The 15,217-nt window shown below is 72.8% G+C and carries 16 protein-coding genes and 1 riboswitch; of the genes, 5 read left to right on the top strand and 11 right to left on the bottom strand.

Annotated elements, in window-relative coordinates; all coding sequences use genetic code 11:
- Positions 1 to 33: 33 nt before the first annotated feature.
- The 5 genes from AB0B72_RS05580 to AB0B72_RS05560 form a co-directional block, all read right to left on the bottom strand.
- A complete protein-coding gene (locus tag AB0B72_RS05580; protein WP_367737120.1) occupies positions 34 to 777 on the bottom strand; it encodes a hypothetical protein in 744 nt (247 codons plus the stop codon).
- An 89-nt stretch (positions 778 to 866) separates the two neighbouring features.
- Positions 867 to 2,402: an ankyrin repeat domain-containing protein gene (locus AB0B72_RS05575; RefSeq protein WP_367737119.1), complete on the bottom strand. Its 1,536-nt coding sequence runs from the start codon at positions 2,400 to 2,402 to the stop codon at positions 867 to 869.
- 215 nt (positions 2,403 to 2,617) lie between these two features.
- Complete coding sequence (locus AB0B72_RS05570) at positions 2,618 to 4,039, bottom strand: DHA2 family efflux MFS transporter permease subunit (protein ID WP_367737118.1); 1,422 nt, start codon at positions 4,037 to 4,039, stop codon at positions 2,618 to 2,620.
- Positions 3,987 to 4,553: a helix-turn-helix transcriptional regulator gene (locus tag AB0B72_RS05565; RefSeq protein WP_367737117.1), complete on the bottom strand. Its 567-nt coding sequence runs from the start codon at positions 4,551 to 4,553 to the stop codon at positions 3,987 to 3,989. Before AB0B72_RS05565 ends, AB0B72_RS05570 begins: the two co-directional genes overlap by 53 nt.
- 75 nt (positions 4,554 to 4,628) lie before the next feature.
- The gene (locus AB0B72_RS05560; protein ID WP_367737116.1) at positions 4,629 to 4,898 is read right to left on the bottom strand and encodes a DUF4031 domain-containing protein; all 270 of its coding nucleotides are present in this window, start codon (positions 4,896 to 4,898) and stop codon (positions 4,629 to 4,631) included.
- Between the two features lie 119 nt (positions 4,899 to 5,017).
- Here AB0B72_RS05560 and AB0B72_RS05555 point away from each other — a divergent pair, with 119 nt between their 5' ends.
- From AB0B72_RS05555 to AB0B72_RS05535, 5 genes are all read left to right on the top strand, one after another.
- Positions 5,018 to 5,851 (top strand): ABC transporter permease, encoded by an 834-nt coding sequence (locus AB0B72_RS05555; RefSeq protein WP_367737115.1) that lies wholly within the window; start codon positions 5,018 to 5,020, stop codon positions 5,849 to 5,851.
- On the top strand, positions 5,824 to 6,585 hold the full coding sequence (locus AB0B72_RS05550) for an ABC transporter ATP-binding protein (protein ID WP_367737114.1): 762 nt from the start codon (positions 5,824 to 5,826) through the stop codon (positions 6,583 to 6,585). The genes AB0B72_RS05555 and AB0B72_RS05550 overlap by 28 nt, the downstream gene beginning before the upstream one ends.
- Complete coding sequence (locus tag AB0B72_RS05545) at positions 6,582 to 7,571, top strand: ABC transporter substrate-binding protein (RefSeq protein WP_367737113.1); 990 nt, start codon at positions 6,582 to 6,584, stop codon at positions 7,569 to 7,571. Before AB0B72_RS05550 ends, AB0B72_RS05545 begins: the two co-directional genes overlap by 4 nt.
- Complete coding sequence (locus tag AB0B72_RS05540; RefSeq protein ID WP_367737112.1) at positions 7,568 to 8,701, top strand: LLM class flavin-dependent oxidoreductase; 1,134 nt, start codon at positions 7,568 to 7,570, stop codon at positions 8,699 to 8,701. The genes AB0B72_RS05545 and AB0B72_RS05540 overlap by 4 nt, the downstream gene beginning before the upstream one ends.
- Before the next feature lie 161 nt (positions 8,702 to 8,862).
- Positions 8,863 to 10,209: a S28 family serine protease gene (locus AB0B72_RS05535; RefSeq protein WP_367737111.1), complete on the top strand. Its 1,347-nt coding sequence runs from the start codon at positions 8,863 to 8,865 to the stop codon at positions 10,207 to 10,209.
- Positions 10,210 to 10,211: 2 nt separating this feature from the next.
- Here the strand turns inward: AB0B72_RS05535 and AB0B72_RS05530 are convergent, their stop codons facing one another.
- The 6 genes from AB0B72_RS05530 to ribD form a co-directional block, all read right to left on the bottom strand.
- Positions 10,212 to 10,664, bottom strand: coding sequence for a PH domain-containing protein (locus AB0B72_RS05530; RefSeq protein WP_367737110.1), 453 nt, complete (start codon positions 10,662 to 10,664; stop codon positions 10,212 to 10,214).
- A gap of 133 nt (positions 10,665 to 10,797) precedes the next feature.
- Positions 10,798 to 11,268 (bottom strand): 6,7-dimethyl-8-ribityllumazine synthase, encoded by a 471-nt coding sequence (gene ribH, locus AB0B72_RS05525; protein WP_367737109.1) that lies wholly within the window; start codon positions 11,266 to 11,268, stop codon positions 10,798 to 10,800.
- A complete protein-coding gene (locus tag AB0B72_RS05520; protein WP_367737107.1) occupies positions 11,265 to 12,488 on the bottom strand; it encodes a bifunctional 3,4-dihydroxy-2-butanone-4-phosphate synthase/GTP cyclohydrolase II in 1,224 nt (407 codons plus the stop codon). Before AB0B72_RS05520 ends, ribH begins: the two co-directional genes overlap by 4 nt.
- Complete coding sequence (locus tag AB0B72_RS05515; RefSeq protein WP_367737106.1) at positions 12,485 to 13,117, bottom strand: nicotinamide riboside transporter PnuC; 633 nt, start codon at positions 13,115 to 13,117, stop codon at positions 12,485 to 12,487. The genes AB0B72_RS05520 and AB0B72_RS05515 overlap by 4 nt, the downstream gene beginning before the upstream one ends.
- The gene (locus AB0B72_RS05510; protein WP_367737105.1) at positions 13,114 to 13,710 is read right to left on the bottom strand and encodes a riboflavin synthase; all 597 of its coding nucleotides are present in this window, start codon (positions 13,708 to 13,710) and stop codon (positions 13,114 to 13,116) included. The genes AB0B72_RS05515 and AB0B72_RS05510 overlap by 4 nt, the downstream gene beginning before the upstream one ends.
- A 1-nt stretch (position 13,711) precedes the next feature.
- Positions 13,712 to 14,800: a bifunctional diaminohydroxyphosphoribosylaminopyrimidine deaminase/5-amino-6-(5-phosphoribosylamino)uracil reductase RibD gene (gene ribD / locus AB0B72_RS05505; RefSeq protein ID WP_367737104.1), complete on the bottom strand. Its 1,089-nt coding sequence runs from the start codon at positions 14,798 to 14,800 to the stop codon at positions 13,712 to 13,714.
- Positions 14,801 to 14,907: 107 nt separating this feature from the next.
- Positions 14,908 to 15,055, bottom strand: a riboswitch (FMN riboswitch).
- Between the last annotated feature and the right edge of the window lie 162 nt (positions 15,056 to 15,217).

The following is a 15,217-nucleotide window of genomic DNA, read 5'->3' as shown; positions in this document are numbered from 1 at the left end:
ACAACAAGGCCGGTGGCCGGCCGGTCTCACCGGTCACCAGGTGTCGAGCGAGCCGATCAGCACCCAGCCACCGATCGCGACGAAGAAGAGGGCGAACGCGACCTGCACGTAGAGATCCCCTCCGGTGGCCAGGCCGTAGGCCAGGGCGTCCACCGTCATGGACACCGGCAGGAAAGCAAGGAACATCCAGGCGAACGTGCGGAACGCGAGCATGAAGAACCCGTCCCACCAGCCGAAAAGCAGCCCCCACAGCAGGACTCCGAGGCCGAAGAAGGCGAGGTACAGCCAGAGGCCGAGGCTCGCGCCGGACGCCGGCAGGAACCACTGGTCGCCGCCCATCACCTCCACGCCGACGACTTCCCCGTGCCAGAGCCGCAGTGTGGCCGGTAGTCCCTCCTTGGCCTTGGCGTAGAAGCCCGGCGCCACATCGCGGCTCTGCCGGGAGCCGTCGGCCCGCCGCCAGGTGACCTCATGGTGGGTGGTCGTGGACGTGCTCGTGTGCGTCACGCCGTTGGCGTCGGTGTACGTCTCCGTCGAGGTGGTGGTGTAGGTGCGCCGGCCGGCGATGGAGCCGGGCTCGCTGCCGAAACAGCCGCCGGCGCTCCGTTCGCACGCCACGGTCTCGCGGAACGCCTGGGTCTGCCGGTACGGGCCGGCGCCCCCGGCGAACGCCACCACGAGCACCCCCAGACCGAGCGCCACCAGGATCCACCGCCCGGGGGAACGCCGGGGCAACGCCACGCGGCGCGGCAGCGGACCGAACCGGCGAAACCTCATGCCTCATCTCTACAACCATCACCCGCGCGGGGCGGCCGATTCGTGCCACGCGCCGGACCGATCGTGCGCCACACGGCCGCCTGGCGCGGTCATCCGCCGTTCGCCGGTGGTGTGGTGACGGGTTCGAGCAGTGCGGCCGTGGACAGCTGGTGGTGGTGTCTCGCCCAGTCCAGAGGGGTCGCGCCGAAACGCCGGTCACGCAGATCGGGGTCGGCGCCGAGGCCGAGCAACCGGCGGGTGAGCTCGACGTCGCCCCTGGCGGCGCTGTGGTGCAGCGCGGTCTCCCACTCCTGTTCGACCGGGGCGTCGCCGCGCCCGCGGGCGTTGACGTCGAAGCCGAGCTCCGCCAGCAGCACGACCGTCTCGGCGGACGCCTGGGTCGCGGCCCACACGATCAGCCCGGGGCGGCTGCGGCGGGCTTGGGCCACGACGCCGGGATGCTCGGCGATGATCAGGTCCAGCGTGGACCGGTCGGCGCGGAACGCCGCGGCGATCAGCTCGCGCACCGGGTCGGGGGCGGGCGGCGCGGCGCCCCGCGCGAGGAGGTGGCCGGCGATCTCGGTGTCACCGTTGAGCAGGGCCAGCTCGACCGGCGTACGGCCGTCGCCGGGGCTCCACGCGGGCCCGTCGCCCTCGAACGGTGAATGGAAGTCGACGCCGTGCTCGACCAGAAGCCGCACCCGGGCGGGCTGGTGGTGCTCGACCGCCCAGCGCAGCTGGACGCGCAGCATCTCCGCGGGCGTGCTCAGCTCCCCGATCCGCGCCTTCCACGGGCCGCCGTCGCCGGCGCCCAGCCCGTACTCGAACAGCAGCTCCAGATGCGAGTCGTCCGGTTCGAACATCCGGTTGTACAGGGTCTGGGCGTCGTTGGGGTCGGCGCCCGCGTCGAGCAGCAGCCGGCCCAGGGCCCGCCAGTGCGGATGCGGGGGCTGGCGCCGCCGGCCCAGCTCGCCGTGGCCGAACACACCGGTCAGCAACGTGAACGGCGACGGCAGGGCGTCGAAGAGGTATCCCTCGTCGGGGTCGGCGCCCGCGTCGAGCAGCTGCCGGGCGACCGCGAGCACACGCCCGGCCGGCACGTCCGGGTCGAAGCGTGAGTAGACGAGGTAGTACAGCGGCCGCCAGCCGAACGGGCCACTCCGCTCGGCCACCCGCCCCGGCCGCTCGGCGAGCAGCCGGGCGACGTCGTCCGGGCGGGCGGCCGCCGCGGCGGCCGAGATGTCGCCCGCGGTGAGAGCGGGATGCCGGGAGAGCAGCTGCCGGGCCCGCGCCCAGCGCTCCGGCCCGTCCTCGCGGCTGTACGTCAGGCAGGCCAGGCGGCAGAACTCCCCCGCCGGGCCGGCCGACGCCGCCGCGCCCAGCTTGGTGTCCCAGCCGTGTTCCGCCACCGTTTCCAGGTAGCGCGTCAGCCTGGGCCAGCTGGCGAACCCGTACTCGCGGGCCACGACCAGCTGCGCCGCGCTGAGCCGCAGGGCCCTCGCGTCACCGGGCACGCCACCGGGATGGTGGCGGGCCAGCCGCGCGACGGCGCCGGGCTCGCCGGCCCGGACGGCCCGCTGCAGGGCACGTGCCTGCCGGCGGAAGTTGTCGAGGCGGGGACGGCCTGGCATGTCCAGGGTCGGCACGGCGGACTCCTCTCGTCTGCCTGATGTCCGCTCGACCAGGCCGAAAGGAGAACGACGGTGGCACCTGCCGCACGCACCAGGTGGGCTGAGCCCATTCCCGCGGACCGGTGGCTTCCTGGCAGCCACCGCCATTCTAGCTTCGGCAGACGGCCACGCACCCTGGCTCGCTCCACCCGATCCCGCCGGCCCCTCCCGCGTACGTGCCCGTGCGTCCTTCAGGCCGCTGGGACGGGGGCGCCGGCGGGGGCGGCGGTCCTGAGCCACACCGCGCCGAACGCGCCGAGCAGGGCGACGGCCGCCAGGATCAGCACGGACTCGTGCAGCCCGGTCAGCGGCGAGCCGGTCGCCGCGCCGCGCGAGGCGTAGAAGGTCGCCAGCAGGGCGATCCCGAAGGAGCCCGCGAGCCGCTGCGCCACGCTGAACAGCGTGTTCCCATCGGGAACGCGCTCGGGGGCGAGACCGCCGAGCAGCGACAGGACGAGCGGCTGGCTGGTGAAGCCGATGGCCAGGCCGCGCCCGCACAGGACCAGCGTGGTGAGCCACACGGGCGTGCCCGCGCCGAACAGGGCCATCAGCCCCGTCATGACGGCGAGGAACAGCATCCCCGCCGCCACCGTGACCCGCACAGAGAACCGTTCCGCGATCCTGGCGGACAGCGGAGCGGACAGGCCCATGGCGAGCCCCTGGGGAAGCAGCGCCAGGCCCGTGACGGTGGCCGACCGGTGCTGGATGCCCTGCAGGTAGAGCGGCGCCAGGAACAGCACGGCGAACAGCACGACGCTCGCCACCGTGCACAGCGCCAGGACGAGGGCGCGGCCGCTGTCGCGGACGAGGTCCAGGGCGAGGGCGGCCTGCGGCCGGCGGCGGGCCCACAGCACGTATCCGGCGAGCAGCAGCAGGCCCACCGGCCACCAGGGGTCGGCCCAGCCGTGGCCGGCCGCCCGCTCCACGCCGTACGTGGACAGGGCGAGCCCGGAGGCGAGGAGGGCGAGGCCGGGAACGTCCAGCCGCGTGCCCCGGTCGGCGGCGGTCCCCATGCCGGCCCGGTACGCCGCAACGGCCCCGGGCAGGGCGAGCAGCCCGATGGGCAGGTTGACCAGGAACATCGAGCGCCAGCCGTACGCGCTGATGAGCAGCCCGCCGGCGGAGACGCCGAGGGCCGGCGCGGCGAAGAACGCCAGCCCGGCGGTGACGGGCATCCTGGCGGGCCGGTCCCCCGCGGCCCCGCCGATCAGCAGGCCCACGGCGAGGGGCACCATCGGCGCCCCGCACAGCCCCTGGACGGCCCGGAAGGCGATCAGCGCGCCGGCGCCGGGGGCGAACGCGCAGGCGAGCGAGGCGAGGGTGAACCCGGCCAGGCTGCCGATGTAGGCCGGGAGCAGGCCGAACCGGCGGGCGGCGTACGAGGTGAGGGCCAGGCCCACCGCCAGGGAGAGCAGGTAGCCGCTGACCGCCCACTGCACCGTGCTCAGCGGCCGCCCCAGCTCGCGTACGAGGTCGGGGACGGCGACGTTGACGATCGACGAGTCGATCATGGACAGGATGGGGCCGGCGACCAGCCCGATCGACATGAGCCGGGACGGCTCAGCCTGCCGCGTTTCCGGTGGGGTTTCCGGTGGGGTCTCCGGTGGGGTCATGGGGGGTCTCCTCAAGTGCCGCCTCCAGCTCGTCCAGCCAGGCCAGCTCCAGGCGGTGCCGTTCGATGTTGAACCGGAGGACGCGCATGCCCCAGGGGTGGGCCTGCGAGCCGGGGAGCAGCTCCTCCTGGAGCGCGAGGGAGTGCTCGACGCAGTCCCTGCGCGCCTCGACGATCCGCCGCCTGACCTCGGGCTCGACCAGGTCGAACAGGCCCACCCTGACCTGGAACTCCTCCTCTTTCATCAGGACCAGCGGGTCGGCGACGGCCAGGAGGGAAAGCAGGCGCGCTCGGCCCTGCGCGGTCAGCCGGTAGACCTTCCTCGGCGGCCGACCGGGCGAGACCTCCTCCGCCACCTTCTCCACCTCGCCGCGCTGCTCGAACCTCCGCAGCGCCGGATAGAGGGTGTTGTTGTTGAGCAGGCCGCCGTCGATGCGCGCGATGTACTTCTTGATCTCGTAGCCGTGCCTGGGACCCTGCAGCAGCCCGCGCAGGATCACTATGTCGGAGTACACGGGTCCACGGTAACCTAGGTTAAATTAACCCACAAGCCAGGCATGGCCGTGCACGGAGAACGGCGCACACGGCGCCTACCTGAGATAGCGCTTGGGGCGGCGCAGGCCGGCGGCGCGGAGGCGGCGCACCAGCTCCCCGCTCGGCACGGCCTCGGCCCCGAGGGCGAGCGCCCTGTCGTAGACCGTCTCCGGCACGTCGTAGTGGTCCCGGTCGAACGCGCGCCTGGGCACGTCCAGCGCACGGGCGAACTCGTGGAGCTCCTCGAAGGAGTGGTCGCTGACGAGGTGCGACCAGAGCAGGCCACGGGGGCCCGGCCAGTTGGGCCGGTCGATCAGCACGGCCACGCGCCCTCCCCGGTCGATCCGACGACGACTCTAGCGGCAATTAACCTATTGACCCGATAGGAAATATAGACAATAGTGTGGGGCAGAAATCCCCTATCACCCCCTTTGCGAGGTGGTCCATGTCCGTCCTCGAACTGGGGACAGCGGTCCGGGCCGATCCCCGTCCCGATGCCCGTCCCCAGCACCGGCGGCTGCCCGGCAGATCCTGGCAGCGCTGGATCAGCCCGCTGGCCCTCGTCGCCGCCTGGCAGATCGCCAGCTCGACCGGGCTGCTGCCCACCCGGCTGCTCGCCGCGCCGTCCACGATCGCGGCGACCGCCGTCGACCTGGCCGGCGACGGCACGCTGCCGACGGCGATCGCGGTGTCGCTCCAGCGCGTCCTCGCGGGCTTCGCCGCCGGGGCCGTCGCGGGCCTCGGGCTGGCGCTGGTCGCCGGCCTCGGCCGCGCCGGCGAGAACGCCGTCGACCCGATCATGCAGATGCTCCGCGCGCTGCCGTTCTTCGGGCTGATCCCGCTGTTCATCCTCTGGTTCGGCATCGGCGAGGCGCCCAAGGTCCTGCTGGTGGCTCTGGCGGTCTCCTTCCCGCTCTACCTCAACACGTTCGCCGGGATCCGGGGTGTGGACGGCAAGCTCGCCGAGCTGGCGCGGACGCTCAAGCTGACGCGGGCCCAGCTCATCCGGCACATCGTGCTCCCCGGGGCGCTCCCCCAGATGCTCGTGGGCCTGCGGCAGAGCCTCGGCGTCGCCTGGCTGGCGCTGATCGTGGCCGAGCAGGTCAACGCCAGCGCTGGTCTCGGCTACATGATCAACGATGCCCGCGAGTTCCTCCGTACCGACGTGATCGTGGTCGGCCTGCTCGTCTACAGCGCGCTCGGCCTGCTGACCGACGCCGTCGTGCGGCTGCTCGAAAGGAGGGCGCTCACATGGCGGCGCGACTTCCTGGCGAGGTGACGGCCGTCGCGCCGCACCCCTCGGACGGGGCCCCGGCCGCATCCGTACGGCGCCTGACCCGGCGCTTCGGGGACCGGACCGTCCTCGATCAACTGGACTTGGAGATCGGCAGGGGCGAGTTCGTCGCGCTGCTCGGCCGCAGCGGCTCGGGCAAGTCGACGCTGCTGCGCGCGCTCGCCGGGCTGGACGACGACGTCGAGGGCGGCCTCACGGTCGACGGGTCGGTGGCCGTGGCGTTCCAGGAGCCCCGCCTCGTGCCGTGGAAGCGCGTGCGGGCCAACCTCACGCTCGGCCTCGCCGTGCCCGACGCCGACAAGAAGGCCGACGCGGCGCTCGCCGAGGTGGGTCTGGCGGAGCGGGCCGGCGCCTGGCCGCTCACGCTCTCCGGCGGGGAGGCACAGCGGGCGAGCCTCGCCCGCGCGCTCGTCCGGGAGCCGGGGCTGCTGCTGCTCGACGAGCCCTTCAGCGCGCTCGACGCGCTGACCAGGATCACCATCCACCGGCTGGTGCTCGACCTGTGGGCGGCCCACCGGCCCGCCGTGCTCCTGGTGACCCACGACGTGGACGAGGCGCTGCTGCTGGCCGACCGCGTCCTCGTGCTCGACGGGGGCCGCATCGCCCACGAGGCGGCCATCACCACCCCGCGCCCCCGCCACCGCGACCACCCCGGCCTCGTGTCCCTCCGGTCGGCCCTGCTGGCCGCACTCGGCGTTTCCCCCGAAGGAACACCATGAACAGGAAACTCCTCGCCGCCCTCATCCTCGTCGTGTCCGCCGCCACCGCCTGCGCCTCCACGGGCTCCACCTCCGGGGACGCCAAGGGCTCGTCGGGGTCGTCGGTGACTCTGCGCGTCGGCGACCAGAAGGCCGGGTCGCAGGCACTGCTCAAGGCCGCCGGGCTCCTCGGCGGCACGTCGTACGCGATCACGTGGTCGCAGTTCACGTCGGGCCCGCCGCTGCTGGAGGCCGTCAACGCCGGGGCCGTCGACATCGGCGGCGTGGGCAACACCCCGCCCGTCTTCGCCGCGGCGTCCGGCTCCAAGATCAAGATCGTCGCCGCGTACCGGCAGAACCTCGCGGGGGCGTCGATCATCGTCCCCGAGGGCTCCTCGATCACCTCCCCGGTGCAGCTCAAGGGCAGGAAGGTGGCGGTGGCCAAGGGCAGCTCGGCGCACTACCACCTGCTTGCCGTGCTGAAGAAGGAGGGCCTGTCCTTCAAGGACATCCAGCCGCAGTACCTCCAGCCCGCCGACGCGCTGGCGGCCTTCTCCTCCGGCACGGTCGACGCGTGGGCCATCTGGGACCCGTTCACCTCCCAGGCGCGGATCCAGAACAAGGCGAAGCTGCTCGTCGACGGCACCGGCTACGTCAACGGCCTGAACTTCCAGGTCGCCGCCCCGTCCGCCGTCGAGGACAAGGGCAAGGACGCCGCGATCCGCGACTTCCTCACCCGGCTCGCCCGGGCCCGCAACTGGGCGGCCACCCACCAGGCCGAGTGGGCGAAGGTGTGGGCGCAGGAGACGGGCCTGCCGGTCGAGGTGGCCGACGCCGCCGTCGCCAACGCCGTCGCCACCCCCATCGTGATCGACGACTCGGTCACCTCCTCCGAGCAGCAGATAGCCGACGCGTTCACCTCCGAGGGCCTCATCCCCGGCAGCGTGAAGTTCTCCGGCTTCGTGGACAACCGGTACAACGACATCGTGGCGAAGGCACAGCAATGAGATTCCACTGGTTCCTGCCCACTACGGGCGACGGACGGGCCATCGTCGGCGGCGGGCACGGCCTGCACCGCGGTCACGGCCACCCCACCGCCTCCGAGTTCCGCCCGCCCACGATCGACTACCTCGGCCAGATCGCCCGGGCGGCCGAGCAGCTCGGCTTCGAGGCCGTGCTCACCCCCACCGGCACGTTCTGCGAGGACGCCTGGCTGGTGACGGCGGCGCTGACGCAGGTGACGACGCGGCTGAAGTTCCTGGTGGCCTTCCGGCCCGGCTTCCTGTCACCGACCCTGGCCGCGCAGATGGCCGCCACCTACCAGCGGATCTCCGGCGGCCGGCTGCTGCTCAACGTGGTCACGGGCGGGGAGGCGACCGAGCAGAAGCGGTTCGGCGACCACCTGTCCAAGGACGAGAGGTACGCGCGCACCGACGAGTTCCTCTCGGTCGTCCGGGGCGCCTGGGACGGGCCGTTCGACTTCTCCGGGGAGCACTACCAGGTCGAGGGGGCCATGGTCGCCGAGCGGCCCTCCCCTGTGCCGGAGCTCTACTTCGGCGGCTCGTCGGCCGCCGCCGGCCCTGTCGCGGCGCGGCACGTGAACGTCTACCTCACCTGGGGCGAGCCGCCGTCGCAGGTGGCGGCGAAGCTCGACTGGATCCGCGGCCTGGCGGCGGCCGAGGGCCGGTCGCTGCGCTTCGGCATCCGGCTGCACGTGATCACACGGGACACCTCCGAGGAGGCGTGGGCGGAGGCGGAGCGGCTGCTCGCCCGGATCGACCCCAAGGACATCGAGTCCGCCCGGGCGATCCTCGGCCGCAGCGAGTCGGTCGGGCAGAAGCGGATGCTCGCACTGCACGAGGGCTTCCGCGGCGGCGCGGCGCGGGACCTGGAGATCTACCCGGGCCTGTGGTCGGGCGTCGGCCTGGTCCGCGGCGGCGCCGGGACGGCGCTGGTCGGCAGCCACGCCGAGGTCGCCGGCCTGATCGAGGAGTACGCCTCGCTCGGCATCGAGGAGTTCGTCCTGTCCGGCTACCCGCACCTGGAGGAGGCCTACTGGTTCGGCGAGGGCGTGCTGCCCGAGCTGCGCCGCCGCGGCCTGCTCGGGACCGTCCCGCCCGTACGGCTCAGCGCCTGAGAGAGCGGGCGCCCAGCACGGTCCGATAACTCCGGTCCGCCCGGACTTGCCGTGACATCTGGTGATACGGCACAGTCTTCCGGATCACTGTCGGCCCGGGAGGTACCGGCGTGCCGCCACGCCCCAGAGCACGCAGCCCACGCCTGTCACGGACGGTGCGGGTGGCGCGGACGGCGCTGCCGCCGGTCCTGGCGGCGGCCGCGCTCGTCATCCCCGCGGCCGCTCCCCCGGCCGTCCTTCCGGCCGCCGCGGCGGCCGCTTCCGGCCAGGCGGGGACGGCGCGGGGGGACGACATCGGATCCCGGCTCAAGGCCGTCCCCGGCCTGAAGGTCGTGTCGAAGAAGCGTGAGGGCGGCTACACGGACTACACGCTGACGATCACCCAGCCGATAGATCACCGGAACCCGGCCAAGGGGACGTTCAAGCAGCGGCTCGTCCTGCAGCACCGGTCGGCGAAGGCGCCGATGGTGATGTACACCGGCGGGTACGGCGAGTCCGGGCACCCGTCGCTCAGCGAGCCGGCGGCGATCCTGTCGGCCAACCAGCTCTCCGTCGAGCACCGCTTCTTCGGCACGTCGTTCCCCGAGAGGAAGGACTGGTCGAAGCTCGACATCTGGCAGGAGGCGAGCGACGAGCACGCGATCGTCGAGGCGCTCACGCCGGTCTACGGCGGGGCGTGGATCGCCACCGGCGGCAGCAAGGGCGGCATGACGGCCGTCTACCACCGCCGGTTCTACCCGGACGACCTCGACGGGGTGGTGGCGTACGTCGCGCCGAACGACGCGGTGAACGGCGAGGACGGCGCGTACGAGCGGTTCTTCGCCACCGTCGGCACGCCGTCCTGCCGGGCGGCGCTGCGAACGGCGCAGCGGGAGGCGCTGAAGCGGCGCACCCGGCTGGTTCCCCGTCTCAGGGCCTACGCCAAGCGCAAGCACTTCACCTTCGGCCGGTACCTCGGCTCGGCCGACCGCTCGTTCGAGATGAGCGTGCTCGACTCGGTCTGGACGTTCTGGCAGTACTTCGGCGCGGAGGAGTGCGGCTCGATCCCGCGCCGGAGCGCGTCCGACAAGGCGATCTTCGACTGGGTCGGCCGGATCCAGGACTGGAGCCAGTACACCGACCAGGGCGTGCGGCCGTATGTCGGGTACTACTACCAGGCGGCCAGGCAGCTCGGCTGGGCGTCACCGCGCTTCGCCCACCTGAAGGGCCTGACGCGGCACCCCGGGCTCTACCAGCCGAACTCGATGCTGCCCGCGTCGCTGCGCTCCTCCTACGACGGCGCCGCCATGCGGGACGTCGACAGGTGGGTGACGAACGAGGCGACCCAGATGATGTTCGTCTACGGCGGGCGCGACCCGTGGAGCGCCGAGCGGTTCACGCCCGAGGCCGCGGACACGTACGTGTTCACCGCCACGACCGGCAACCACAGCACGGAGATCGCGACCCTGTCCTCCCGGGACCGCCGCACCGCGACGGCGGCGCTGCGCGGCTGGGCGGGCCTGACCTGACCTCACGCCCGGTCGGGGGCCTCGCCGCGCTCGCGGATGAGCGCGCTCAGCTCCGACAGGGCCTGGCGGGAGCGCTCCCGCTCGGTGCTCTGGATGCCCATCACGCCCAGGGTGAGCCCGTTGGCCAGGTCGAGCTTGGGCCACGGGTCGCCCTCGACCATGGTCACGTCGAGCACCTCGGCCCATTCGAAGCGGTGCACGCGCAGGGCGTTGACCACCGTGAGCCCCCGGTCGTCGGCGTGCACCCGCAGCCGGCCGAGCAGGTGCAGGATGGCCGCGACCAGCACGCCGAAGACCACCAGCGCGAGCCGGTCGGGCAGCTTGAACTGTTCGGGCATGATGACCGCCAGGAGCACCGACCCGGCGACCATGACGCCCGCCAGGCCGTACGCGATGACCCTGGCACGGCGGGGACGCCAGGTCACCGGCAGCGGGGGCGCCTTGCCGTCAGGCATGGCGGCTCGCCCCGCGATCGGGCGCGGAGCCGGCTTGGAGGCGCCGCGCCGGAGTCTTGATGATCACCAATGGAGTCTTCCCGCTCGAATGCGTCGCCGGGACGGCGGCCGGGCCCACCCGCCGTGAGCCCGGTCAGGTGGCGAGGCCGCGGAGGACGAGGGCGGTCTCCAGGGCGGCGACGGTGGCCTCGTATCCCTTGTCCTCCTTGCTGCCCGGCACGCCGGACCGCTCGACCGCCTGATCAAGGGTGTCACAGGTGAGGACCCCGTTGCCCACCGGGGTGCGCTCGTCCAGGGACACTCTGGTCAGCCCCGACGTGACCGAGTCGCACACGTAGTCGAAGTGCGCGGTGTCGCCGCGGATCACCGCCCCGAGGGCGACCACCGCGTCGCACCGGCGCGCCAGCGCCTGGGCCACCACGGGGATCTCCAGCGACCCCGCCACCCTGACCGTGACGACGGCCGCGCCGCTGTCCTCCGCCGCCCGCGCGGCTCTGGCGAGGAGCTGGTCGGTGATCTTCTCGTGCCACCGCGCCGCGACGATGCCGACGGTCAGCCCGCTCGCGTCCACCGCCGGGGCGTCCGGACGTCCGTCACCGCTCATCGGTCCTCCTCCACTGGAATGTCGTGGCCGAGGCGGTCGCGCTTGGCCGTCAGGTACTTCTCGTTGTACGGGTTCATCGTGACCGGCATGGGCTCACGGCCGAGCACCTTGATCCCGTAGCCGTCCATGCCGCGCACCTTCGCCGGGTTGTTGGTCAGCAGGCGGACCGACTTCACGCCGAGGTCGGCGAGCATCTGCCCGGCGTTGGAGAACTCACGGGCGTCCACCGGGAGCCCCAGCTCGACGTTGGCGTCGACGGTGTCGCTGCCGTTGTCCTGCAGGCCGTAGGCCCTCAGCTTGGCCAGCAGGCCGATGCCCCGGCCCTCGTGGCCGCGCAGGTACACGATGACCCCCCGGCCCTCCTCGGCCACGGCCCGCATGGCCGCGTCGAGCTGCACCCCGCAGTCGCACCGCAGCGAGCCGAGCACGTCGCCGGTGAGGCACTCCGAGTGCGCCCGGACCAGCACGCCCTCGCCGTCGGCCAGGTCGCCGTAGACCAGAGCGAGATGCTCGCCCCCGTCGAGCGCGCTGGCGTAGCCGTAGGCCCGCCACATGCCGTACCGGTTGGGGATGCGGGTCTCGGCCACCCGGGTCACCATCGTCTCGGACCTGCGCCGCCACTCGACGAGCTGCTCGATCGAGATCAGCGCGAGGTCGTGCTCGTCGGCGAACTCGCGCAGCCGGGGCAGCCGCGCCATGGTGCCGTCGTCGTTCACGATCTCCGCGAGCCCTCCCGCCGGGGTCAGCCCGGCCAGGCGGGCGAGGTCGACGGACGCCTCGGTGTGCCCCCGCCGCGCGAGCACCCCGCCCTCCCGGTATCGCAGCGGGAAGACGTGCCCGGGACGGACCAGCTCGAACGGCTCGGTGGCCGAGTCGCACAAGGTGCGGATCGTCCTGGCCCGGTCGGCCGCCGAGATGCCGGTGGTCACCCCGTCGCGGGCGTCGACGCTGATCGTGTACGCCGTGCGCAGGCGCTCCTTGTTCTCCTGGACCATGAGCGGCAGGCCGAGCCGGTCGAGGGCGGGGCCCTCCATCCCGACGCAGATGACGCCGCTGGTGTGACGGATCATGAAGGCGAGCAGCTCGGGGGTGGCCCTGGCGGCCGCGAAGATGAGGTCGCCCTCGTTCTCCCGGTTCTCGTCGTCGACGACCACGACGGCCCTGCCGTCGCGGATGTCGGCGATGGCCCGCTCGACCGGGTCGAGCCTGATGCCGGTCATACGGTCACCGCCTCCAACGTGCGCGACTGGCGCAGCCAGTCACGGAATCCGATGCACACCATCACGAAGAACAATCCGTAGACGAGGCCGGAGACCACCAGGCCGGACGTGAAGGCCAGCGGCACCCCGACGAGGTCCACGGCCACCCAGACCACCCAGAAGTCGACGAGGGCCCTGCCCTGCGCCCAGGTGGCCACCGCGCTGCCCACGAAGATGTAGGCGTCCGGCCAGGGGGCCCAGGAGATGTTCAGGCCCCGGGCGTTGAGGAACGTGAACAGCAGCGCCACCAGGGCCGTGCCGGCGACCGTCGCCACGACCAGCCACGTCCGCTGCCGGGCGGTCGCGGAGCGGATCCGCAACCCGGCGCCGTCGCGCAGGCCGCGCGACCACTTCACCCAGCCGTAGACGGCCAGCAGGCCGAACATGGCCTGCTTGAGCGCGTTGCCCGTGATGTGCGCGCTGATCGAGGCGGCGAACAGGAGCACGGAGCCGACCAGCTGCACCGGCCACGTCCAGATGGTCTTCCTGATCGCCAGCCAGACCGTGCTCAGCGCGCAGACGTTGCCCACCAGGTCGGTCCAGAGCACGTGCTGGCCCAGCACGTCGAACCCCGCGTCCGTCCAGCTCATGAGCGGGCCCCGGGGAGGAGCTTCTCCACGTACTTGGCGATCACGTCGACCTCGAGGTTGACCGGGTCGCCGGGCCCCTTGCGGCCGAGGGTGGTGAGCTCCAGCGTGGTGGGGATGAGGCTGACGGAGAAGGACTCGCCGTCCACGCCGACCACGGTGAGGCTGACGCCGTCGACCGCGATCGACCCCTTCTCCACGACGTACCTGGCGAGGCCGGCCGGGAGCGAGATCCGCACCACCTCCCAGTGCTCGCCGGGCTCGCGGGACAGCACCGTGCCGGTGCCGTCCACGTGCCCCTGCATGATGTGCCCGCCGAGCCGCTGGTCGGCCCGTACGGCACGCTCCAGGTTGACCCGGGAGCCGGGGAGGAGCGCGCCCAGCGACGAGCGGTCGAGGGTCTCCTTCATCACGTCGGCCGTGAAGGCCTCCCCGTCGATGCCCGCCACCGTGAGGCAGACGCCGTTGACGGCGATCGAGTCGCCGTGGCCGGCGTCACCGGTGACCGTCTTGCCGCGGACGGTGAGGCGCGCCGCCCGCCCGAGGGGCTCGACGGCGACGACCTCGCCGAGCTCCTCCACTATTCCCGTGAACATCTCAGCTCTCCTTCGGGGGTAGCGGGCGGAGGACGACTCGCAGGTCCGGCCCGACAGGGGTGACTTCTTCGAATTCGAGGCGGTGGATGTCGCCGATCGTCGGCACTCCGGCGGGCCCGAGCGCCGCGGCCCCCGCGCCCAGCAACGCCGGAGCGAGAAAGCCCACGACCCGGTCGACCAGGCCCTCCCGCAAGAACGAGCCCGCGAGGGTGGGGCCGCCTTCCAGCAGCACGCTCACGATCTGCCTCCCGCGCAGCTCAGCCATGAGTGCGTGGAGATCTATTCCGCCGCCGGCCCGCGGGAGCCGTACGGCGCCGGCGAGATGAGGGGGCACGGCGGCGTCGTCGGCGACGGCGACGAGCGAGGGGGCCTCGCCGTCCAGGACACGGGCCGACGCGGGGGTCCGGGCGGCGGAGTCGGCGACGACGCGCAGCACGGGCCTGGCCCGTCGCGGCGCGGCGGCGCGTGCGGTGAGCCGGGGGTCGTCGGCCAGGACGGTGCCGACGCCGGCCAGCACGGCGTCGCTCTCCGCCCTGAGGCGGTGCGCGTCGGCCCGCGCCTCCGGGGAGGTGATCCACTGGCTGGTGCCGTCGGCCGCGGCCGACCTGCCGTCGAGCGTCGCGGCGAACTTCCAGGTCACGTACGGCCGGCCGCGCCTGATGAAGGTGAGCCACGCGGCGTTGACCCGCTCGGCCTCCTCCGCCAGCACACCGGTGTCCACCTCGACGCCGTGCCGCCGGAGCGTGTCGAGGCCGCCTGCCGCGACGGGGTTGGGATCGGTGACGGCGACCACGACCCGGGCCACCCCCGCGTCGAGGAGCGCGCCGGTGCAGGGGCCGGTCCTCCCCGTGTGGTCGCAGGGTTCGAGCGTCACGTACGCCGTGCCGCCCCGGGCCCGCTCCCCGGCCTCGCGCAGGGCCGCGACCTCGGCGTGGGGACCGCCGGCGTACTCGTGGAAGCCCTCTCCGGCCACGTCGCCCGAGGAGTCGAGGACCACGCATCCGACGACGGGGTTGGGGCTGGTGCCGCCCTGGCCGCGGGCCGCCAGCCCGACCGCGCGCCGCATGTGAAGGATGTCCCGCGAGGTCACCCCGGTCTTCCTCTCGCCTGTGCGGTGAGACGGGCCCCGGGGGTGTGCGGATGCGGCGTCGCATCACGTCAACGGGCGGACCGGTGCCCAACGGCACGGTCGCCCGCTCGCGCGCTGCCTCCCATCCGGACTTTCACCGTCGGTCCTGGAATCACACCAGGTCCACCGGCCGATGGCTTCGGCCGGGTCGCGGACTGCCGCCCCCGCAGGGGCGTCACCGCCGGTTCGGAATTACACCGACCCCGGAGCACGCGTGCTCTGTCCCCACCAGTGTGCCATGCCCCGGGTGGTGACCGAAGGGCGGGATTGCGGAGATCACCCGACATGGATGAAGATCGCTAAATGCGCGGCAATGATCGGCAACATCCGACCGAAATGTCCGGGCACTGTAAGGGTTGTGTCACAAAATCAAGACAC

Source organism: Microbispora sp. NPDC049125, assembly GCF_040802045.1.
In the GTDB taxonomy this organism is placed as follows: domain Bacteria; phylum Actinomycetota; class Actinomycetes; order Streptosporangiales; family Streptosporangiaceae; genus Microbispora.
The sequence above is the reverse complement of the archived record's forward strand: the minus strand, read 5'-3'. Positions and strand labels throughout refer to the sequence as shown.